Source organism: Phycisphaeraceae bacterium (assembly GCA_015709595.1).
Classification (GTDB): Bacteria; Planctomycetota; Phycisphaerae; order Phycisphaerales; family SM1A02; genus CAADGA01.
Window position 1 is genome coordinate 2,314,998 of the sequence record CP054178.1, and the last position, 19,699, is coordinate 2,334,696.

Annotated in this window: 17 protein-coding genes and 1 CRISPR repeat array (1 of these 18 running past the window's edge); of the genes, 4 read left to right on the forward strand and 13 right to left on the reverse strand. The window is 65.4% G+C overall.

Annotated elements, in window-relative coordinates; all coding sequences use genetic code 11:
* Nucleotides 1-896: direct repeats of the CRISPR family, unit length 36 nt; unit sequence GTGTCCATCCATCAGGGCCGCGTCGGCCTCCGCGGC (it extends 4,389 nt beyond the left edge of the window).
* A 396-nt stretch (nucleotides 897-1,292) separates the two neighbouring features.
* The 5 genes from cas12b to HRU76_09795 all read right to left on the reverse strand — a co-directional run bounded on the left by cas12b (nucleotide 1,293) and on the right by HRU76_09795 (nucleotide 11,607).
* Complete coding sequence (cas12b, locus tag HRU76_09775) at nucleotides 1,293-5,672, reverse strand: type V CRISPR-associated protein Cas12b (protein QOJ17852.1); 4,380 nt, start codon at nucleotides 5,670-5,672, stop codon at nucleotides 1,293-1,295.
* Nucleotides 5,673-5,763: 91 nt separating this feature from the next.
* Nucleotides 5,764-6,054, reverse strand: coding sequence for a CRISPR-associated endonuclease Cas2 (gene cas2, locus HRU76_09780; protein ID QOJ17853.1), 291 nt, complete (start codon nucleotides 6,052-6,054; stop codon nucleotides 5,764-5,766).
* Between the two features lie 4 nt (nucleotides 6,055-6,058).
* The gene (gene cas1, locus HRU76_09785) at nucleotides 6,059-7,855 is read right to left on the reverse strand and encodes a CRISPR-associated endonuclease Cas1 (GenBank protein QOJ17854.1); all 1,797 of its coding nucleotides are present in this window, start codon (nucleotides 7,853-7,855) and stop codon (nucleotides 6,059-6,061) included.
* Nucleotides 7,856-8,066: 211 nt separating this feature from the next.
* A complete protein-coding gene (locus HRU76_09790) occupies nucleotides 8,067-10,619 on the reverse strand; it encodes an Eco57I restriction-modification methylase domain-containing protein (GenBank protein QOJ17855.1) in 2,553 nt (850 codons plus the stop codon).
* A 166-nt stretch (nucleotides 10,620-10,785) separates the two neighbouring features.
* Nucleotides 10,786-11,607 carry a DUF1738 domain-containing protein gene (locus tag HRU76_09795; GenBank protein ID QOJ17856.1) on the reverse strand — a complete coding sequence of 274 codons (822 nt, stop codon included), beginning with the start codon at nucleotides 11,605-11,607 and terminating at the stop codon, nucleotides 10,786-10,788.
* 357 nt (nucleotides 11,608-11,964) lie between these two features.
* Here HRU76_09795 and HRU76_09800 point away from each other — a divergent pair, with 357 nt between their 5' ends.
* Complete coding sequence (locus HRU76_09800) at nucleotides 11,965-12,216, forward strand: hypothetical protein (protein QOJ17857.1); 252 nt, start codon at nucleotides 11,965-11,967, stop codon at nucleotides 12,214-12,216.
* A 495-nt stretch (nucleotides 12,217-12,711) separates the two neighbouring features.
* Here the strand turns inward: HRU76_09800 and HRU76_09805 are convergent, their stop codons facing one another.
* Nucleotides 12,712-12,927 (reverse strand): helix-turn-helix transcriptional regulator, encoded by a 216-nt coding sequence (locus HRU76_09805; protein ID QOJ19162.1) that lies wholly within the window; start codon nucleotides 12,925-12,927, stop codon nucleotides 12,712-12,714.
* A gap of 101 nt (nucleotides 12,928-13,028) precedes the next feature.
* Between HRU76_09805 and HRU76_09810 the strand changes: the two genes are divergently transcribed.
* From HRU76_09810 to HRU76_09820, 3 genes are all read left to right on the forward strand, one after another.
* Nucleotides 13,029-13,673 carry a PEP-CTERM sorting domain-containing protein gene (locus HRU76_09810; protein ID QOJ17858.1) on the forward strand — a complete coding sequence of 215 codons (645 nt, stop codon included), beginning with the start codon at nucleotides 13,029-13,031 and terminating at the stop codon, nucleotides 13,671-13,673.
* Nucleotides 13,670-14,242 (forward strand): hypothetical protein, encoded by a 573-nt coding sequence (locus tag HRU76_09815; protein ID QOJ17859.1) that lies wholly within the window; start codon nucleotides 13,670-13,672, stop codon nucleotides 14,240-14,242. Before HRU76_09810 ends, HRU76_09815 begins: the two co-directional genes overlap by 4 nt.
* Nucleotides 14,243-14,774: 532 nt before the next feature.
* Nucleotides 14,775-15,506 (forward strand): replication/maintenance protein RepL, encoded by a 732-nt coding sequence (locus HRU76_09820; GenBank protein QOJ17860.1) that lies wholly within the window; start codon nucleotides 14,775-14,777, stop codon nucleotides 15,504-15,506.
* Here the strand turns inward: HRU76_09820 and HRU76_09825 are convergent.
* From HRU76_09825 to HRU76_09855, 7 genes are all read right to left on the reverse strand, one after another.
* Entirely contained in the window at nucleotides 15,494-15,808 is a 315-nt protein-coding gene (locus HRU76_09825; protein QOJ17861.1) for a hypothetical protein, read from the reverse strand. The genes HRU76_09820 and HRU76_09825 overlap by 13 nt on opposite strands.
* Before the next feature lie 11 nt (nucleotides 15,809-15,819).
* Nucleotides 15,820-16,497: an AAA family ATPase gene (locus HRU76_09830; GenBank protein ID QOJ17862.1), complete on the reverse strand. Its 678-nt coding sequence runs from the start codon at nucleotides 16,495-16,497 to the stop codon at nucleotides 15,820-15,822.
* 682 nt (nucleotides 16,498-17,179) lie between these two features.
* Complete coding sequence (locus tag HRU76_09835) at nucleotides 17,180-17,578, reverse strand: hypothetical protein (GenBank protein ID QOJ17863.1); 399 nt, start codon at nucleotides 17,576-17,578, stop codon at nucleotides 17,180-17,182.
* Nucleotides 17,579-17,859: 281 nt separating this feature from the next.
* Nucleotides 17,860-18,204, reverse strand: coding sequence for a hypothetical protein (locus HRU76_09840; GenBank protein QOJ17864.1), 345 nt, complete (start codon nucleotides 18,202-18,204; stop codon nucleotides 17,860-17,862).
* Nucleotides 18,191-18,688, reverse strand: coding sequence for a site-specific DNA-methyltransferase (locus HRU76_09845; protein ID QOJ19163.1), 498 nt, complete (start codon nucleotides 18,686-18,688; stop codon nucleotides 18,191-18,193). The genes HRU76_09840 and HRU76_09845 overlap by 14 nt, the downstream gene beginning before the upstream one ends.
* A gap of 248 nt (nucleotides 18,689-18,936) precedes the next feature.
* On the reverse strand, nucleotides 18,937-19,182 hold the full coding sequence (locus HRU76_09850; GenBank protein QOJ17865.1) for a hypothetical protein: 246 nt from the start codon (nucleotides 19,180-19,182) through the stop codon (nucleotides 18,937-18,939).
* A gap of 60 nt (nucleotides 19,183-19,242) precedes the next feature.
* Nucleotides 19,243-19,446: a hypothetical protein gene (locus HRU76_09855; GenBank protein QOJ17866.1), complete on the reverse strand. Its 204-nt coding sequence runs from the start codon at nucleotides 19,444-19,446 to the stop codon at nucleotides 19,243-19,245.
* Nucleotides 19,447-19,699: the final 253 nt, after the last annotated feature.

Here is a 19,699-nt window from a genome sequence, read left to right on the forward strand (position 1 = left end):
GGCCGCGTCGGCCTCCGCGGCTGGCCGTGGTCTGGTTCGCGGCAGTTGCGGCCCCGGTCGGTGTCCATCCATCAGGGCCGCGTCGGCCTCCGCGGCAGACGGGCCGCCACATTCTTCGCACGACTGAAGTCGTGTCCATCCATCAGGGCCGCGTCGGCCTCCGCGGCCAGCGTCGCGTGCATCCTCGCGAGCGAGGGCGACGCGTGTCCATCCATCAGGGCCGCGTCGGCCTCCGCGGCCCCCAGCGCGGGCGAGGAGTTGCAGGGCAAGACCCGTGTCCATCCATCAGGGCCGCGTCGGCCTCCGCGGCGACAGGTGAAACACCCCGGAAACACCGAACGGCCCGTGTCCATCCATCAGGGCCGCGTCGGCCTCCGCGGCGGAGCCGTCAGCCATCAGCTGTCAGCTCTCAGCACGAGTGTCCATCCATCAGGGCCGCGTCGGCCTCCGCGGCGGCGAACTCGTGGTGATGGAGCACCGAATGGCGTCTTCGTGTCCATCCATCAGGGCCGCGTCGGCCTCCGCGGCACTTACTTACTCAGGAAATGGGGTGAAGTGTGTGTGGTGTCCATCCATCAGGGCCGCGTCGGCCTCCGCGGCAGCGGTGGCAGCGCATCGTGATCAAGGGTCCGTGTGTCCATCCATCAGGGCCGCGCCTCGCGGCGCAGGCGGTCCGTCCATCAGGCGCCGGAACGCGCCATGTCGGCGGTGTCCATCCATCAGGAACGCGTCGGCGCTCCGCGGCGGATCCATCAGGCCGCGATGCGACGTTCTCGGCGTGTCCATCCATCAGGGCCGCGTCGGCCTCCGCGCGCGAACGCCACGCGACTCGTGGTGATGGAGCACCGAATGGCGTCTTCGTGTCCATCCATCAGGGCCGCGTCGGCCTCCGCGGCTGCCGCACTCGCAAACCCTTGAAAACAGGCCACTTGCGCGGCCTCTGGCGAGCATGAGCGATTTCGGAGCAGTCGAACGGTCATTTCTGGCACTCCGGACGCGGAAGAAACCGCGAGAATCAGCCAAAAACCCGCGAGTGCGAGCGTGCCCGGCACCCCCCTTCACCACCGTCGCACTCGCGGCGAGGGGCCGCAGGAAGCCGACTTGTCAAAGAACACCGGCCCGCCCTGCATCGGGCGGCGGCAACGCGGTCCTGATTGATGCGCTCGGGACAAGCGGTTGCCCGCCTTCATCACTGAACACCCGGCGAGTTCCCCTCGGGCTGGGCCACAGGGGGCACGGGCTGAAGACACGTTCCCGAGACAAGCGCAGTATATCGGCCCGGGGACGCCCGCTCAATCGTCGTCGTCGGACCCGAACCGCGAGGCGTTCGTGGCGTTGATCCCGGCCGCGCAGGCCCGGGCGACCGCGCCCCAGAAGACCTTGCCCTCGAACCAGCGGTCATTGGAGCGGAAGCCCCCGCTCGGGTCGCGGAACAGAATGCGCACGCCGCCGGACTCGTCATCATCTTCAATGTCGTCCGCCGGGGCAGGCGAGCCTGCAACCCCCTTGCGTCCTGCGGCAGTGCGTGTTCGTGAGCGGCCGCCGTCCCCATTGCCCCAATACGGCTCACGCTCCGACGCCTCCCCATCGCCAACCTGCACCAACACCGTACCGGGGTCCACGTATCCAATACTCCTGGTGACCATGCCGTTCCCGCTGATCGTTGCGCGAATCCCGTCGATGCCGCGAAGGAACCGCAGGCCGACATTCCCCGCTGCATTCTCATCCGCGTCAATGGGCGTGGAGTGAACGGGACACTTGGTGTTTGCGCAAACGAAGTGTGAGCCGCCATCACGAAGCACCCAAGGGCGGTCCTCTTCACGGTCGAAAGCGTGCGGATTCTTGTCGATCCCGGAACGTACCCTGTCAGCCACGCTCCGCATTGCCGCGTCACGGATGTCGTTGGATTGGAGAACCCGTTGCATCCAAGTCTGGTTCAGCCACGCGGGATCGAATCGAACCGCGCGACAGCCCGGCGCGCCGCAGTGCGAGCAGTACCGTGACGAGAAGCGGGCATCCACGGTGGCGACCGGCACGCCGAACAGCCCGCCGATGTGCTGGGCAAACGCGAGAATCTGCCGGTGCGACCAACGGGCCAATCCGGCGTTCTCGTTCTTCGGACGGTCCGAACTCATCCTGTATCGGGTCAGGTCTTCGTAGACGAGAACATGTGCCGGGTCGTAGGCGGGGTGTGGATGCCGCGAGTCCTTGTCACCAAGACCGGCTGGCGCCGGGCATTGCACGCGAGCGTAGCCGTCTTCTCTGTAGAAGTGGCCTCGTTCTGGCCGGTGCCACAGAAGTTGGTCGGACCTGTCGGAGTATCGCCAGAGCCCGCGGCGAAGATCCTGCTCGAATCCGAGCGTCTGGGCCACGTCGGCATGTGCGATCAGCTTGGCGCGGTGTTCGCGGAGGTTGTCGAGGTGCTCGGTATCACCACGGTTGACTTTGGCGTCGCGTGGTACGCGGCGCACATCACCGGGCCAGCGCGGCCGGCAGGACCAGCGACGGACGAAGTTCTTCACGTCGTCGAGGAAGTTCAGGCGGTTCATCGACACGCCGCCGCGATGCGTGCGGCCGTGCGGCAGGTTGTTGGTGTCATCCTTGCGGTCGCCGTGCTTCGTGACAGGCGGCCGGCGCAGCAGGCGGAACAACCCGTTCTCGAACAGGTCGCGTTTGCCGCCATTGTCGCCGCGGTCGCCGTAGCTCACCTCGCGCATCAGCGCGGCGTCGAACTCGTTCCAGAGGCCGGAAGTTGCCCGGCGGCACTTCTCGGCGTCGTACCCGTCGCACAGGGACTTGGCCAGCGGCATGCGGAGCTGGTGAACCCGCCCCGCGAACTCATCATCCTCTGCCTGGCGCTTCGTCTTGGCGGCATCGCGGTCGATGCCCTGTTTCTTGGCTTGCTTCTCGGTCGGCACCTCCGTCGTCGGCACCTTCTCAGCGAGCGCCTTGAGCGACGCATTGCGGTTGCCAAGCCAGTCCCATATCGAGCCCGTATGGCCGATCGCCTTCAGGGATTCGGTCATGGCGTCGGTGGATGCCCATCGCACCAGTTGCTCTGCCACCTTGCGGCAGTTCTCCTTGATCTCCGGCTCGTCGAGACTCCGTGTCTCCGTCTTCCACTTCGTCCCAATGCGTTTGGTGATGCCGTCGGCTCGCTTGCGAACCTTGGCGCCGTCGGGCTTCCGCTGGGTGATGGCCTCGAGCGCCAGAAGCCGGGTGATACGCAGGAGCGAGTTGTTCAGATTGAGACGGGTGCGGAGAGAATACAGCCGCTCACGCAGCGCCTGTTCTTCCGTGGGCAGCGCCTCGCCGTCGCCGGGGAGGGAGACCGCTGAGGTACGCTCAAGGACTGCGTAGACGGGTTTCCCCTCGCACTTGCCGACCTGCCACGCCGTTTTACCGTCGGGCTTGGTGAATGACAGCCGCCACAATGCGCCGGCTGACGATGTGCGATAGCCGAGGTCGGTTCCGCGAACAGTGAAGCCGTGATCGATGGCCTCCTTCGGCCACTGCCGTTGTCCTGGCGGTAGCCGTGTCCCTCCGTCCTCAGTGGCGCCGTCCTTGCTGATCGCCTTCTTCAGGAAGAATGCCCGTGTCATGCCGTCACGGGGCTTCTTGAGTTTCACGTCGGAACCCACGTGCTTCGTCAGCCAGTCGGGCAGTGCCGCCTCGCCGGCATCGCAACTGAAGTTTGCGTAAATGCGGGGCGACTTCTTCGTCGGCTGGCGCTTCTGATGGGATGCCTCAAGTTCATCGCGTTCCCAAGTCAGTTTCATGCCGCTGAGCGTCCCTTGGCGGGTCTGTCCGCCCAGGAGATCATCGCGGAACACGAGGGTCTGCTTGGCGGAAACGTCTCCCGCGTTATCCGGGAGAGCGAAGCTTCTCTCAAAGTCGTCGTAGCCGCGAAGTGCGATCTTCACGCGATCAACGGCCGAGTACGAACCGTCTGCCTGGCGTGCGAGCAGTTGCTTGAGAACCAGCACCAGGCGTGCGTCTCCGCTGGACGTTTCTTCCCGCGTCAGCCAGTATTCAACGGCCGAGTTCTCGCCGAAAAAGGGCCAGACTGGATGCTTGACAGGATCAACCTGCGTCCAGGTGATTGACTTCGGTTGGTCCGCAAGATGTTCGTTCTGGGCGATGAATGCCGTGAGGCAGTCGCGGTCCTCGCGGCCGCAGTCGTTGTCCTCGCCCTTATCCGCGCCATCCCAGAGCCAGCGGCGTTCGGGAGACGCCAGCCACTCAAAGAGGCGTCGATCACCGAAGTCCCGTGTTTTCCGTGTCCGCATCTGGTCGAACGCTTCGAGCAGGTCGTCGGCCGATGGAGCTGGCTTGTCGGCCTTGCTCGCCTTGGCGATGAGATCATTCCACTTGTCACGAACCTTCGCCCACCCCTTGGCCGTTCGCCTCCGAATGCGGGGCTGCTCGGCGGCTCCGAACGCGACGGCTTCGAGATGCTTGGGCATCTCGTCAGTCTCGTACATGCGCAGGGCTTCGACCCATTTCCTGTTGGCATAGGCGTGCCGCTGATCGAAGTCGCCAGCCGCGCCGTCCGGCGGGGTATCGAACTGGATGTCGTCCGGCGTGAGGCCGTCCTTCCGGATGGACTTGCCATCGCGCCTCGTGCGAATCCAGCCGCCACGCTCAAACAGCGTCGTTCGCAACTCCCACAGCATCCGCTCCGTCGCTCGACGGCGGACCCAACCCAGGTGGCTGCGTACCCGCTGACCGGCCATGTTCCACATGGCGTAGTTCCACTCCGCCGATCCATTGTCGATGTGGAGATATGCGCTCGGGCGCTGAAGGCCGGGAAGTGGGAGACAATCCATCTCCAAGAGTCGGCGATAGGCGGCGATGCTCCCACTCACGGCCGAATCTTCGACACGCTTTTCCGCCTTCGCCTTGTCAGCCTCCCAAGTGCTTGCATACTCACACAACTGTGCCTGAACGTCGTGCCACGCCCCTGTATATTTCTGCTTCAGTTGCCTGAGCAGGGATTTGCCGTCGTTTGCCGCGCTCTGAAACTCCTGAGTGGCAGTGATTCGAGTTTCAAAGTCGCTCCAGCTTGATGCGGAAGGTGCTGTGGCCGCGATCGCCTGCTTCAGCATCCATCGCGGCCGGCGACCGCTCTTCTGCTTCGGCTTGCCTGTCTTGTCCACCCCGCGATCCCTGACTCCCTTCGCGGTTGACGTTTCGAGTGTCAACAGGTCCAAGTCGTCTCTCGGCATCTGGGCGCCGGAGGTGTCCTCGCTGGGTGGGCACAACTCCTTGGCGATGCGACGACAGCATTCGGCCAACTCGACGGCCTCGGCTTCAGACTTGCCCTTGCTCTTGAAAGCATCGAGAAGGTCGCGGTTCTCCAACAGCGCAAAGGAACTCGGATCGGCTGCGCGGCGTGACCTGGCCTTCTTGAGTTCGTCACAAGTCGTGATCTCCTGCCACTCGCGCCAGATGCCGTCCCGCTTCTCGCGCCAAACGCCGGTGCCGCGGTGCATCCGGAGCAGCCAGCCGGTGAGGTAATCGACGCCGGTGTTGAACGCTTCCCGCGTGTCATCAAGCCAGTGCTGGACCTGATTCGTTTCCTTTGTGCGATCGCTCTCGAAGCGCTGGCGATCAACCACGGGCTGCCCAGCCCGCAGTTCAAGCCGCAGTTTGTAGCTCTTCGTCGCCACGATCTCCTCAGCGTCCTTCCGTCAGCGAGCGTCCGTTCATCCGAGCAACGGGTGCAGCGCGACCATGCCGGAAAGGATACCCGCATCGGGGTCAGATCACCACCATTCCGCTCTCCTGATCCGGCAAACTCTGCCCCAGGACGGTCGCCGACTCGCGGGCGGCGTCCTCGTTGCTGCCCAGGTCCACGATGAGGAGCTGGTCCTCTTTCAGGTTGAGGATCTCGCGGGCGGCGTTCTCCAGGCGGACGCGGTCGATGGCCTTGAGCGTGCAATAGAAGACGGAGTACTGCCACGGCTCGCCATACGCCTTCATCAGCTTGTGGATGCGGCGGAGGCGTTTGTCGTGCCGCACGTCGTAGCAGACGAGGTAGCAGCGGCGCATGGCGTTACCTCGTGGTAAGGAAGGCGAGCGTCGGCACCTCGCCCAGGAGCCAGGCGGCGACGAGCCGGGCGTGCAGCATGAGCATCCGCCGATAGGACAGGCGGTACTCGAAGACGGGATGCCGGACCTCGGTGTCCATGCGGCGGCCATAGGCGGAGAAGAATCCCTTGCGGCCGGCGTCGGTCAGGGCGCAGCCGGCGGCGGTGTCGAGGAAATGGCCCTCGGTCAGTTCGCCACGGTTGAACGCCGAGACGGCGATCGAGTCAGCGATCAGCGGCCGGAACGGCTCCATCAGGTCCAGCGCCAGCGCCGGGCGTCCGGGGCGCGTGGCGTGAAGCGCCCCGAGCGTCGGTTCCAGACTGGCGAGTCGCGCAGCGGCGGTACATTCGTGCGTCAGCATCGAATAGGCGAATGACAGCACGGCGTTGACGGGATCGGGCGGCGGGCGGCGTTTGCGGCCGTTGCTGTCGAAACGCGCGGCGATCTCCTTGACACCCTCCTTGAACATACCCGCGAAGTGGCGGAAGTAGATGGCGGCGGCGTTGCCTTCGTGGCCGCGGAGTTCGTCCAACGTAGTCGCGTGCTCGGCGGCGTTCACACTGTCCTGGAGGTCCGCCGCCACGCGCGACGGGAGCGCGGCGTGATTGCGCATAAGCAGCGTGCGCTGGTTGGCGATTTTGGCGACCGTGACGGCTCTGGCGAGTTCGAGGGCCTTGTCGGGCCGGTCGAGCGTCCTGATCTGCGCGGCGCGCACGGCGGCGCTCGTCGGTCCCATCGGGTCCATCATGGCAACCAGCCGCCCGGCGGCGGTGAGGAACCCGACGGGAACCTCGTGGTCGGCGAAGACGGCGAGTGCCTGCGTCGAGACCTGCACGCCGCCGAGCACGGTGAGCGATTCGACGTTTGCCAGCGGCAGGTCGCGGACGACGCCGCCATCCTTGTCCGTGATTCGGACGGACTGGCCGCGCACGCCGACGCGGACACCCTCCTTCTGGAGGACGACGTGGATGCCGTCGTCGCGCGGCGGCCAGAGTTTCCGCGGCGTGAGCTGCTCGTCGGCTGTCTCGCCGTTGATTGTGAGCGTCGTCAGACGCTGGTGATTGATCTCGTCAGGCAGGCAGATCGGCTGGAGCGAGCAGCGCGGGCACTTCGGATCGTTCACCAGCGGCGGCGGGCGCTCTCCTGCCGCAGCGCGTTTCGCGGCCTCCAGTTCCGCGAGCGCCTCGCGTTTCAGTGCATCGTCAACCGGTATTCGGAGCTTCAACCGCTCGGCTGCGTAATAGAAGTACGCTTCGGGGACGGTGTACCCGGCTTCTTCCAGCAGGATTGCCTGGAGCCCGATCTGTACGCGGTCGGTGGGCCACGGCTCCGGACCGGGGAGCAGTCGCCCCTGCTCCATCATTTCATCCACGGGTTCGGCGACCTCGCCACAACGCTTCGGTCTGCCTTTGCGGTACTCGACGGGGATGGCGGTCGTGCCGTTGATCTCGGCCAAGTCGAGCTTGGCGGTCAGGCCCAGCCGGTCGCTGGTAAGCGCGAGGCTGCGGACGGAACGCGGGCGATCCGGGTCGGTGTCAGATTGTTCCAGTTTCTCGGTCTTCTTCCTGCCGCGCCCGCTCTTCCCGTTGCCTTCTGGTGTTGGCGGGGCCTCGCTTGGCCGATCTACCCGGGTATGAACGCCGGCGCCCTGCTCGGTGTCGGCGCTGGGCAGAAAGACCCCCTCTACCGTCATGTAGTAGAACAGGCGCGGGCAATAAGCATGCTCCGCCACGCCGCGACATGGCCAATGGGAGCCGTCCATATCGGAATCATCGGTTCCGTAGAGGACGCTCTTTTCGGTGTCTGCGGATGCGCGGGATAGAAAATACAGAAATCCGCCCGCATCGGTGCGGTTCTCGGACGCCGCGCCGCGGCGCTACCGTCCTGAGTCCCAGAACATCGAACTGCCCAACCCGTTATCTGCCAAGGACTTCAAGCCACGAACCGCTTGCGAGAAACTCGAAGTCAGGACACTACTTCTCGTAGGGTCCAAGAAACCGCTCGCCGTTGAAGTGGATCAGGTGGGTTGGCGCATCGGCGACCCAGACTTCCGTTTCCCATGCGATGTCAGGCAGGTACTCGCGCATCGCCTGACGGTCCAGGAAGGCGGTGACGAACACGAGTCCGGCCTTGGAGCCGGCGAACAAATCCTTGAGTTGCGTGTGCCGGAGCATGTTCACCGGGCCGTGTGATGTGACGGCCTCGACGAGCACAAGCCAGTTGCGGTCCTTGTAGTGGATCACCACGTCGGGCATCTTGCCGTGTCGGTCGATGACGACGCCGAGCTTCTTGAGGTACGCCTCGTCATAGACCAGATGCTTGTCACCGGCGTCGCCGACGTACACCAGGTGGCCGCCCGGCGTGAAGCGCGGCGCGAACTGCTCGATGATTTCCTTGATGAGGACGTTCTGTCCGCCGGCCGACAAGTGGAGCGTCTGGCCCGTCGGCAGCGTGACCGGAATCTGCGACATCTGACGGGCTGCCTCGCGCAGCCGGTTCTTCCCCTCCATCGAATCCAGATACTCGGAGAGGTTCTTGTGCCAGTCGTCGGTGCCGAAGGTGCGCAGGAGTTCCAGCGCCGACGGTTCGACCTGGTAAACGTTCTTCGGGCTGTTGGTGGGGCGCTGCGGATCATCCGGATTGAGCAGCACAAACCCCATCTCCACGAACTGGTGGAGCGTGAAGCGGCGAATCGTCTCGCGGGTGTTGGGCGCGTACTTCTTGCCGTACTTGGCGGCCATCCAGTCCATCAGTTCCGTGACGCCGCGAAGCGGGTTGCCGGCCTTCGACCAAGGAGCGGTGGGTTCGAGATCGACCAAGGCAAGCAGCGTCAGCGCCGAGCGCTCGTTGACCTGCCCCTTGGGCGCTTTGAGGGCTTTCAGCACGTCGAGGGCGGACTCGACCTTGGTCTTGTTCGCAATGGGGTCGTCGCCTTCGCTCATGCTCGGAATCTCCTCTCGTATCAATCGGTTGATCTCGTCGGTGGACGGCATCCGGCCGTTCACGTGACGGCCCAAGCGCTCCAGCGTCTCCCGGTCTGGGAAACGCAGCGAGCGGAGGTCGCGCGCGTTGACCTGCGTGTGGCCGCTGAACTGCCGGAAGTAGGCGTCCACCGCCGTTCCGTTGAGGAACAGCGCCAGGCCCTTGGCCAATGCCGGCGGCAAGCCGTGGTGGTCTTGATGGATGACGTTGAGTTTATTGTCGAAGGCGACAGGACTGCGCGGCAGTCGGTTCGGATCGCACAGCGCGGCTACGACACGGCGCTTCTCCTCCTTGGCGCTGAACCGCTTGACCAGCACGTACCAGCCGCGCGGCAGCAAGTCGGGATCTTCGTCGCCACGAACGTGAATCGCGTTGGGCTTGTCGCGAAGGTCGCGCGGCCACTCGACGAAGCCCTCCGGTGACAGGTGCCTGGGGAAGATGAGCGGCGCGTCTCCGTTGCTTGCTTTGGCGCGCAACCGATCCCGCGCGCGGAAGTCCACGACGCGACCGGTGGAGACGGCAATCTCCAACTCGGCAAGTGTGTATGGCAGCCGCCGCATTGCGTCGCCGATTTGAGCATCCGTCTCGTCGGGCACGACGTGCATGACCATGTCAGAGTCGGTCGGCGACACGAACTGTTCGGGCGTCAGCGTCTGCGATGCCATGCCGTCGTCGCCAGGGCCGTGCGACGTGGTGACGAGAATCGGCGTCGGCTCACCGCCGCGCACGGCATGAATGATTGCGTTCTCCTGGAGCACGTCGTCCTGGTTGAACGCCGCCTGGCGTGAGTCGTAAACATGCACGCGGTGGAATGCCATGCGATTGACGAGTGCCCGGCGGAACGGTCGGAAGTACGAGCCGTTCATGTAGCTGCGCGGCGTGATGGCGACGAGCTCGCCTTGGTCGGCCAGCAATTCAACCGTCAGCCATACGAACGCCGCATAGAGATTACTCGTCTCGATGCCGGCGGCGCGCAGCCGCAATCGCTCCTCGCTGTCGCTGCGGAGCTTGCGGTACGGCGGATTGAGAATCGCCGCGTCGAATTGCGGTGCGTCGCCGGCGAACAAGCGGTTGGCGCCGACCATGTCGGCAGCTTCCAGGATAAAGTCGCCGTGGCGAAGGTCGGCGGTGAACGCGACTCCTTCTCTGCGGCACGCTGCCTCGCACAGCCGAAGTGTGCCCTCCAAGGACGGGATGAGCGCGTCGTCCAGTTCCCATACCGTGGCGCTGATGCGTTCCGGGCGCGCCGCTCGTCGTGAGCACAACTCGGCGACCGCCGCCGCCGTGAGCATTCCGTTGCCGCCGCCGGCGTCGAGCAGGCGCAGTGTCTTGGGCATCCGGGGAAACGCGAACAGCGACGCCATGAATCTGGCAACCGACTCCGGTGTAAAGAACTGCCCGAGTTTGGCTCGTCTCGCTTGGTCGTCGGCGAGTCTGGCTGACACGTCAAGGCGCAGCAGGTCGATGCGATCGAGCAGCGCGGCCGCGGTTACGGCGTGTTCCACGGTCGGCGTGTAAATCTGCGTCGATGCGGTCCGAGCCACTGACGACCTCCTGTCGCTACCTGACTTGCCGTAGCACGGGTGCCTGGCTGCGTCAAGCCTCCTGCCCGCCGGCGCGAGGGCGGGACAGCGTTTGGACGGATTATTGCAGACGCGGCGCTCGCTGTCGCCCGATGTGTGTGAGATCGTCCGGTGCCAACCGCCGGGATCAGGCTGCCTCGGCCGACTCGGCGGCGGCGGCGTGGACGGCCGCGATGATCTCGGCAGCGGTCTTCTGGATGCGGTCGAGGGAGGCGGCCAGCGTCTCGGCCTTGCCGTCGAAGAGTTGGATGTAATCGCTGGCGGCGGTGCCGGTCTCCAGGCCGATCGCCTGACAGACGACGAAGGCGACCGCTTCGGCCTCGGTCTCGCGGACGGTCTTGCTGGTCGGGCGGTCCTCGCCGCGGTGGAGCAGCTCGTGGGCCAACTCGTGCGCGAGGACGGAGAACTCGATGGCCGGCTCCAGGTCAGGGCGGATGCTGATGCGGCCACCGCGGGAGACGCCCAGAGCGTCGTGCGGCACGTCAATGTGGTCGAGCGTGATGCCGCGTTCGGTGACAAGTGCCTTGAGGCGGTCGGTGTGGTGGCGCGGGTCGCCGTTGACGCGCGCCGGCTCGGGCAACGACTCGCCATCCGTCTGCGACACGTCGAAGACGTAGACGCCGCGGAACCGCAGCACCGGCTTGGATTCTCCGTCGCCGTCGCTGTCCTGCTCGTCGCGCTTGCGGATGAGCATGGGGGCGATGATGACGATGCCCTTCTCGCCCTTGCGGACGAAGCGACCCATCTGCCGCCAGGTGTGGAAGCCGGCGACGTGCGTGGCGTCGGGCTTCTGCGAGAGGATCATCAGCACGTTCCCGAAGCTGTACTTGTGGAACTTCGCCAGCATGGCAAGGTAGCGGGTGAGCGCTTCGCTCTTGCCGTGCGCGAGCGCGTCGGCGAGTTGTTCGAGGGCCTGGTCGGCGATCTTCCTGGCTTGTTCGGCTTTCATGGTTCTGCTCCTTGTCGGGCCCCGCGACGTGCGGTCCCTTCGCCAGGCACGAGGGACCACGTCGGGGGTGACAAGGAGCGAGCGGCGCGACGGCCGGCGGCCCGCCGGAGAGTCCCACGTCAGCGGAGCAGGCCGAATGACGGAGCGCACCCGCAGGGCGCGCAGCGGCGACGGCGTGAGGCGTGCATGACTCGGAGGCGGGCAGCGAAGCGGCGACGGCCGGGAGCGCCGCGGCAGAAAGCCGGAACGGGCGAAATCGCCGACAATCAGGGCCGTGCAAAGAGGCGGATGCTTCGCCACCCCCGCGTTGCGCTGACCTGTGTCGCTAGAATTGCGCGAGTCATCGGGAGAGTGCGAATGGACGATCCTCAGTGCGACCGCTGCGCGTCCCGGCCCGTGATGCGGCCGGCTTCGACGGAGAAGCTCATCGACTTCGGCGTGTCAACGCGCGGCGTGCCGCATGTGCAACGGCGGATGGGCCATCCCGCGCAGGCAATGGCGTGGACGCTCACGAACATGGCGTCGTCCGTCGGCAACTACTTCTTCGAGACGGTCGTTTACAAGTGCGACGAATGCGGCCACATGGTCAAGAAGACGTGCCGACGTTGATGGGAGTCGGGTGGCGGAATCAGCGCTCGCGATCGGGAGCAGTCGTCGATGGTTGGCGTACCTTGCCAGACCATGACGCGGTGCGGCGGTGCCGGACGATGTCGTAGATCAGCGCGCCCAGGGCGGCGACTCCGACTACGATGGCGAGCTTCCGGCTCCCCCTTTCCGGCAGGATTGTGTTGTGCCCGGCAGCGCCGGCAACGCCGGCGGCGACCAGCCCGACAGCACTCGCAGCGAGGCCGTCGCTCTTCGCACTGCGCTCGTTATCGTCGCCGAATGGGGGGTCGCTACGACCCGGTTCCGTTTCCGTCATGATGCACGCCCTCAACCTTCATTCTGCCACAGGTGCATCGGGACGTGTATGAAGGTTTTGTGACAGAAACTTCGGCCGTGGAGACAAGGGCTTGACGGTTGTCGGCTCGCGTCAATGCCAGTGCGCCGTGTCGAAGTGGCGGCGAGCGGCTCTGCCCCGGACCGGGTACGGATAGGCCCGAGCTATCGGCGGGTCTCGTCCTCGACGCGGGCGATCAGCGCCGACGGCCGGACCTTGAGTACCTTACAGATCTTGAACAGCATCTGGACGGTCGGCGACTTCTGGTTCAGCTCCAAAAGGCTCACGTAGTTGCGCGAGACGCCGGCCCTGGCCGCAAGGGTTTCCTGCGTCAGCTTCGCCTTGAGCCGTTCTTCGCGGAGTTCATCGCCAAGCACCAAATGAAGGCTAAAGGCTGGATTTCGGCGAGTCTGCCAACTATAGTTGGAATGCGGCACGGTCGGGCCGGGCCGCGAGGCTCGCCTTCTTCGGAGGATCGGTCATGCGTTGTTTGTCCGTTCTCGTCGGTCTCACCGTCACGCTCCTGTCTGCCCTGCCCGCCTCCGCCGACATCATCGAGGTCGGAGGGGCGGCGGTCCTCGCCGAGCCCCCCTCCTCCATCCTGCTCAACCAGTGGGAGAGCGACACCGAGATCCGCGGGTTCTTCGAGCGGCAGGTCGTCCTGTCCTCGGACGTGTCACTCGACCACGTCAACATCGGCCTCGTCGATCACGAGTCGCTGCTCGTGCCGGGATTCGTGTCCGCAGGCACGGCGGTCCAGAGCTACCTGTTCCACGCCGACTCGGTGAACGGTTTCGACGCGCTGCTCTCCGGCTACGTCGTGTTCGACGCGCCCATCCTCGGCGTGCTCATCCACAGTTCGTCGATGAACGGGACCGACGGCTTTCTTGGCCGGCCGGGGATCACCTACGGCCAGCATCCTGGCCGCCGTCTTGAACTCCCGCCCGGCTCGCTCGACACGTTCGAGATTTCCGGGGACCGCATGCGGCTGGACTTCACGCTGAAGTTCGCCGCCGCGAACGACAACATCCGCATCATCACGGCCATCCCTGAACCCGGCTCGCTCGCCCTGCTCTCCCTGGTCGGGCTCGCCGGCCTGCGGCGACGGAGGGAGGCGCAACGGTGAGCGCGAACCCGTCAAGCACAACTTCCCTGCCGGCTCGGCTGTTCCGGGGTGCCGGCCTCGCCATCGCGTTCATTGCGCTGTTCGTGATTGGCCTTATGCTGCTGACCTCGGGCGTCGATCGCGAGTCACCTCTCCTGATCGCCGCCGGCGCGCTCTGCTCGCTCGGGGCGCTGATCCAGGGGATTCGGATGGCCGCCCGGAGCGAGCGGCACCGTGTTGCCGAATGGGCGGACCCTGCGTTTGCCGGTCAACTCGTGTGCGAACGATGCGGTGTGTTTCCCCACGAGAACGGCATCGCCCGTCCGCAATCGCGGGCACGGGCAGCGGTTCACTTCGTCTTCGGTATCGCGGTCTTACTGGTCATCGCGAATGCACTGCTGTCCGGGCTGGACAGGCAATCGCTTCTCGGGGCGGTCGGGGTCGTTCTCCTGGGTGCCTATGCCAGTCGGTGGGCATCGACGCCGCGATTCGGCTGCCCGACTTGCATGGGCGATTCCGTCGTCTCCCGCCAGAGCGCCAAGGGTGCTCGTTGGGCTGCAAGGTTTGAGCAACGCAGCGCCGTCGAGTAACCGCCTGCATCGATCTCAGTCCGCGAGAAATCGTCACTGAGGGGTCAGAGGATTCCTTCGGGCGGCTGACTGGCCTCGGAGTCGATTCCTCGCTTCTACGGGCCTCTATTGGGGCCGGAAACGATGCCATAGGCTTGAACCCTTCCCTGAGTGCCATCCAGGCCTCTCCTCGATGTGAAGGCGTCGCGGTCTGCTCAGTCGGGGCAACTCTCCGGCCTGTCGGCGGTGCTTTCTGGCTGCGGCTGCTGAGGTTTTCGTGGCGCTATCCACAGCCGGCGCCGTTCTTTCGATGAGGCGTGCGAGCCGCCGCCTCGGCCAGCGCTGTCGGGGCGCGCTCGGCGGCGGTCGCGGCGCTTTGTATTGGAGTATAAGAAAGACCACGGGCGCAACCCGTTGATTCTGCTCGATCCGAACCGTCACGATCTGTCGGGCGACCGTCACGACCAGTCGGTGAACCGTCAAAAGGCGCTTGCGCTTCTGTCGGACATCTGCCAGTGTGTTGTCTGACTACTGACAAAATCGGAGGGCGAAAATGACGGATGATCGACAGAACGCGGCAGTGGCCCTTGGAGGCGCGGAAACCGCGCGCAGCACGAACCAGATCAGCACGAAGCGCGGCTTCCCGGTCTACCGCACCAACCCGAGCGTGCCGACCTCGAACGGGATCACCACGCGGACCAAGCGTTTTCACGTGCCGGGCGGGAAGGGCTCGGTAATCGTGGACCACAGCAGCGGCGAGATCAAGGGCATCGGCGGCATGGGCTTCTGGTGGGAGGAGGAAGTCGATTCCAGCCGCTTCGTCAAGCTCTTCCTCGATGGGATCAAGCAGGCGGCGGGCCTGTCCAAAACCGGCATGCAGGTCTTCGAGCTCGTGTACCACGAGATGCGCGCCAACCCCGGCTCCGACGAGATCAAGCTCAACCAGTACCTCGCCAAGGACCACGGCATCAGCGACCGCACCTACCAGCGCGGCGTCCGCGAGCTCCTCGAAAAGGAATTCCTCTACCGCAGCCCGAGCGATGGCGTGTTCTTCGTCAACATCCGCTTCATGTTCAACGGGGACCGGCTGGCCTTCGTGCGATCGTACCACCTCAAAGGGTCGAGCCGGCAGCAGGAACTGCAACTGGATGCGGCCCCTTCCCTTCCCTCGCCGCCGGCGCAACTCGAAGCACCCGCCTCGCCCGATACACTCGAACCGGCCGGCGCTGACGGTGCCGGCAACACTGACGGCGGCGATGCGGGCGGAAGCAATCAGGGGATGTAGCCGTTCGAGCGCAGCCACGGTTCGATGGCCTGCTCCAGGATGTCCTGCAAGGTATTCGGCTCGACGCCCTTCAACTGGCGTTCGAGCGAGGCGCGCTTGAGCGCCTTGGCGTAGTCGTCGCGGATGCGTGTGCTGAGTGATACGCGGTTGATGACCGGCACTGGTGGCGTGGTGGTCTCCGGCTTCACAACGGCCGGCGTCGTACCTCCGGCCTTGCCTTCGTGGATGAACTCGCGGGCGACCACGGTATCCACCTTCGGCGTGGCCTTGAGTCCTTCGGCGAGTGAGCGGCGTTCGGCCATGCGTCCCTCCCCTATGTCGCCGCGGCCTGGCGTTTCCGCGCGGCCGGGCGCGACGATGCAGTCGCGTCGGGGAACAGTTCACGGAACAGCCGTTCCACCTCGACGGCGGCTTCCCTGGCGCGGGAGCCCATGTGCCACACCACGGCCGCCTGGCCGGGTGCGTCGGCGTAAATCTGGCGCAGCGTCATGAAGGTCGGCGTGATCGGCAGCTTGAGCAGCGCCGCGGCTTCCCGCATGTCCTGTGTCAGCCGGTAGTTCTTCCCCACCATGCTGAGCACGATTGTCGCCTTCGGCGGGCCGACGCGAATCTTCTGCGCCTGGCGGAGCACCTTGGTCGCGGCGTCCAGCGCGCGAATCTCCAGCATCGACGCCTTGCAGGGCACGATGGCCTGGTCTGCCACTAGCAGCAGCGCCCGGCTTGTCTCGGCGAGGCTTCCCGGCCCGTCGGCGACGACGTAGTCGGTGTCCTGGGCGAGCATCGGCAGCTCGTTGATGATGGTGTCCGGGTCGCGCATGCACAGCGCTTTGACCTGCGGCGCCGCCTCGCGAATCCACTGCGACGACGACTGCTGCGTGTCGCAGTCGGCCAGCGTCACCCGGTGGCCCTGCTTGTCGAGCCACGCGGCCAGGTGAACGGCGAGCGTCGATTTCCCGACCCCGCCTTTGGAGTTCGCCACGGCGATAATCATGCCTGATGGCTAGCACGATTGCATGCCCGATGGCAAGCATTATTTGCAGCCTTCAGTCTGGCATGCCTTCACGCACGCATGCCGGACGGCAGGAGCGCCTGCATTCATGCTTTCATGATTGTCATCCGTCAAGCCGTCACGTCACCAAGCCTTCATGCCTGCAAGCCTGCCGACAGGATGGAACGCTTTCCTTCATGCCGTCGCGCCTGCATGCACGCCGTCAGGACGGTAAGCCAGCCTGCAAGCATGACAGCTTGCCAGCCAGCACGCTTTCACGGTGAAAGATGTCCTAAGCACTGCTTAGGGGAGATGTCTGTGCAACAAATCGATTTCCGCGAGATTCTGGAGTGCATTCAATCGGATGAATCAGTCAGTCGTTCAACTGTGTTGAGTCTGCCGTATACGGCCGTCGTCGTCGGGTCCTCACCGGCGGCTGGGACCCGACACGACGGGCGGCGGGCACGCCAAGTCTACCCCATCAATCTGCCGGTATGGTCCCGAGTCCGAGGGTTCCTCTTCTTTGGCTTCACGCGCATGGGACGTGACAGGCGATGCCCCGCCTGGCGCGGACCATGCTTCGGCGCGTTGCGGAATCAGGGAGCGGGGACGGCGGTCCAGAGCACGCTCGAACTGAACAGCGGCAAGGGCGTCCGCTGTCCAGCGTCGAGACGGTGCGAAGCCCTCAGTGTTCGGAGGGCAGGTAGAGCGTCCAGTAGCGGCCGTCGTAGGCGGCCCACACGTCCACATGGTCGAGCGGGAAGTCGGTCCACGGAATGTGGCGGGTGACGAAGGGAGGAACGCCGTCGTCGGCGCGGGCGGTCAGCGTCGCCGATCGGTCCTCGCGGACTTCAAGCCGCCAGAAGTGGAGGCTGAGCACGCGCTCGTCGGACCTGCCCGCCTTGGCAACGTCGCCCCCGGCGATCGCCAGCGCGATCTCGTCGATGAGCCAGTAGGCGCCGCCGCGCTGGGCGAGGTAGCGCACGCCCGGCGTGTAGATGACGCCGCGGGCGAGCGGGTGGCGGAAGCGTTCGAGGTCGCCGGTGAAACGGCGGAGGTCGGCATGGGTGAGCGGTGTGTCCATCGGTTGCGTCTCCTTTCGTGGCTGGTTGACCGATGCACACCGGACGGCGGCCGTGCAAAGCCGCCACGTCAAGGGGATGGTGCGGGCAGGAGCGAAGCGACAACACGGTCCCCTTGAGGCCGCAGGCCGCACGCGGTGGCGGCGGACGCCAGGATGTGCATCAACAGGTCAACCCCACGGAAAGGAGCCGGGGACACACGGCCGCGTGTCATGGCGAGCGCAAAGCGCGACGGCATCGGCAGGTGCTGCCCTGACGAAGGCCAGGGCATCGGGCTGACACCTCAGAAGAGGGTGGGCTGGCGAAGGCGGGCCTCGACTTGGGCGCGCATGGCGGCAAGCTCCGTACGCACGCTGTCCGGTTCGGAAGGGAAGGGGGCATGCCAGGAACGCAGCAGAAGTTCCAACGCGGCCGTGCGGGCGGCGTCCAACGTCGAGAATCCCTCGGCGTGGATGCTGATGGGGAATGCGAAGCCGCCGTGGGCGTAGTGCATCTCGACACCGATGCGGTAAAGGCCGTCCTCGCAGAGCGCGACGCGGATGGCGGCGTAGCCGCGGCCATGCGTCGCGACGACTTCGCGCAGTCCCGCGTCGAGTACGCCGCAATCGTTGGGCTTACTCGGCTGCATGGCGACGCTCCTTCCTGGCCGCTTCGATGCGTTTGCAGGCGTAGTCGAAGTAGACCGGGTCGCGCTCGATGCCGACGAAGCGCTTGCCGGCGAGAACTGCGGCAACGCCGGTCGTGCCTGAACCCATGAACGGGTCAAGGATGGAGTCGGGGGATATCGAGTTGCAGATATAGCGCACCTGCTCCAGCGGGCGCGGGCAGGGCACGGGATTATCGCTGATGCTGTCGGTCCACGGCCGCAGGTCGGCGACGTGCCAGTCGCGCGGCAGCTCGTCCTTGAGCAGCGATCGCCCGCTCCAGAAGATGACCGGGTCCCAGCTCAGGCAGCGCGGCCGTCCGCGCTCGGGATAGACCTTGCACGCGGCGACGATGCGCCAGCCCTTCGGGAAGTAACGATGCCAGCGCTCGGCGGTGAGCGGACTCTGCCAGACGAAGCACGGGCCGTTGCCGGTGATGCGGACCAGTTCGGGTACGAGCCGCGCCATGAGGGCGTCGTACTTCTCCGGGGTGTCGTCGTAGCTCCGGTACTGGAAGCCGATGCCATACGGCGGGTCGGTGACGACGGCGCCGATGCCGGAGAGCGTCGGCAGGATGTCGAAGCAGTCGGCGCGGTAGAGCGTGGCGTTGCCGATGACTCGCATCTCGACGGGCGCGGAAGCGACTCTGGCGGAGGCCAAGCGCGGCTTACGGCGGAGACGCGCAGCGAAGAACGGGTTGATGAGAGCGACGGCGGTCATGGCCTGCCTCCGTTCTCGGATTGTCCTTTCGGGTACAGGTCGTCAGCGACGTACTCGATGAGCAGCCAGTTGAAGCCGACGGAGCAGTCATGCACGCGGCAGCACCGCTGCAAGACCTGCCACGCCTGGTCGTCGTTGAGGTCCGGGCGAACGGATTGCACGTCTTCGATGCTCCAGAGAACGGCAACCTGGCGCCGCTCGCGCAGAAGCTGATGGATGTCGATGTCAGTAGGTTGTGTCACGTGAAGTCTCCTTTCGATAAAGAAAGGGTGGGCCTTGCGGCCCGCCCGGTTGCGGATGGGTCAGTCTTTCTTGTCGCTCGCGACGCGGAGCGTGATGCGGCCGTCAAGCGGCACGACTTCAAGCTGGATGTTGAAGCCCTTGCCGTCGTTGTGCGGCCAGGCGGACCCGATGCGGGTCCAGAAGCCCTTCTTGCCTTCGCGGTCGCGCACCTGGTAGGCGATGTGCGTGGGAGCCTTGGAAGCGTTGTTGTTCGTGTCGGACATGTGAGTCTCCTTTCTGAGAGGTTTCCGGCCGCGCCCATCGCGGCCTGATGGCACGCGGTAACCAGCCGCTCCAAGCCGGGGCGGAGCGCAACGGTCACAGCGGAAAACGGGAGGGACCCGCGTCTGCAACGCAGTGAAGATGTTGGGAGGAACCGGTTTTCTGCTTGACCGGACCGGCGGCGGCTGTAGCGATGCCGTCAATCAGGCCGGGTTGGGCGAAGGAGACCGGGGAAAGGCAGAGACGAACCCGGCA

What these genes read in the sequence shown, in the direction of transcription:
- cas2 (QOJ17853.1), bottom strand. Translation starts at nt 6,054, where the DNA reads ATGCGCCGCTGCTACCTCGTCTGCTACGACGTGCGGCACGACAAACGC.
- cas1 (QOJ17854.1), bottom strand. Translation starts at nt 7,855, where the DNA reads ATGGACGGCTCCCATTGGCCATGTCGCGGCGTGGCGGAGCATGCTTAT.
- HRU76_09795 (QOJ17856.1), bottom strand. Translation starts at nt 11,607, where the DNA reads ATGAAAGCCGAACAAGCCAGGAAGATCGCCGACCAGGCCCTCGAACAA.
- HRU76_09800 (QOJ17857.1), top strand. Translation starts at nt 11,965, where the DNA reads ATGGACGATCCTCAGTGCGACCGCTGCGCGTCCCGGCCCGTGATGCGG.
- HRU76_09810 (QOJ17858.1), top strand. Translation starts at nt 13,029, where the DNA reads ATGCGTTGTTTGTCCGTTCTCGTCGGTCTCACCGTCACGCTCCTGTCT.
- HRU76_09820 (QOJ17860.1), top strand. Translation starts at nt 14,775, where the DNA reads ATGACGGATGATCGACAGAACGCGGCAGTGGCCCTTGGAGGCGCGGAA.
- HRU76_09825 (QOJ17861.1), bottom strand. Translation starts at nt 15,808, where the DNA reads ATGGCCGAACGCCGCTCACTCGCCGAAGGACTCAAGGCCACGCCGAAG.
- HRU76_09830 (QOJ17862.1), bottom strand. Translation starts at nt 16,497, where the DNA reads ATGATTATCGCCGTGGCGAACTCCAAAGGCGGGGTCGGGAAATCGACG.
- HRU76_09835 (QOJ17863.1), bottom strand. Translation starts at nt 17,578, where the DNA reads ATGGACACACCGCTCACCCATGCCGACCTCCGCCGTTTCACCGGCGAC.
- HRU76_09840 (QOJ17864.1), bottom strand. Translation starts at nt 18,204, where the DNA reads ATGCAGCCGAGTAAGCCCAACGATTGCGGCGTACTCGACGCGGGACTG.
- HRU76_09845 (QOJ19163.1), bottom strand. Translation starts at nt 18,688, where the DNA reads ATGGCGCGGCTCGTACCCGAACTGGTCCGCATCACCGGCAACGGCCCG.
- HRU76_09855 (QOJ17866.1), bottom strand. Translation starts at nt 19,446, where the DNA reads ATGTCCGACACGAACAACAACGCTTCCAAGGCTCCCACGCACATCGCC.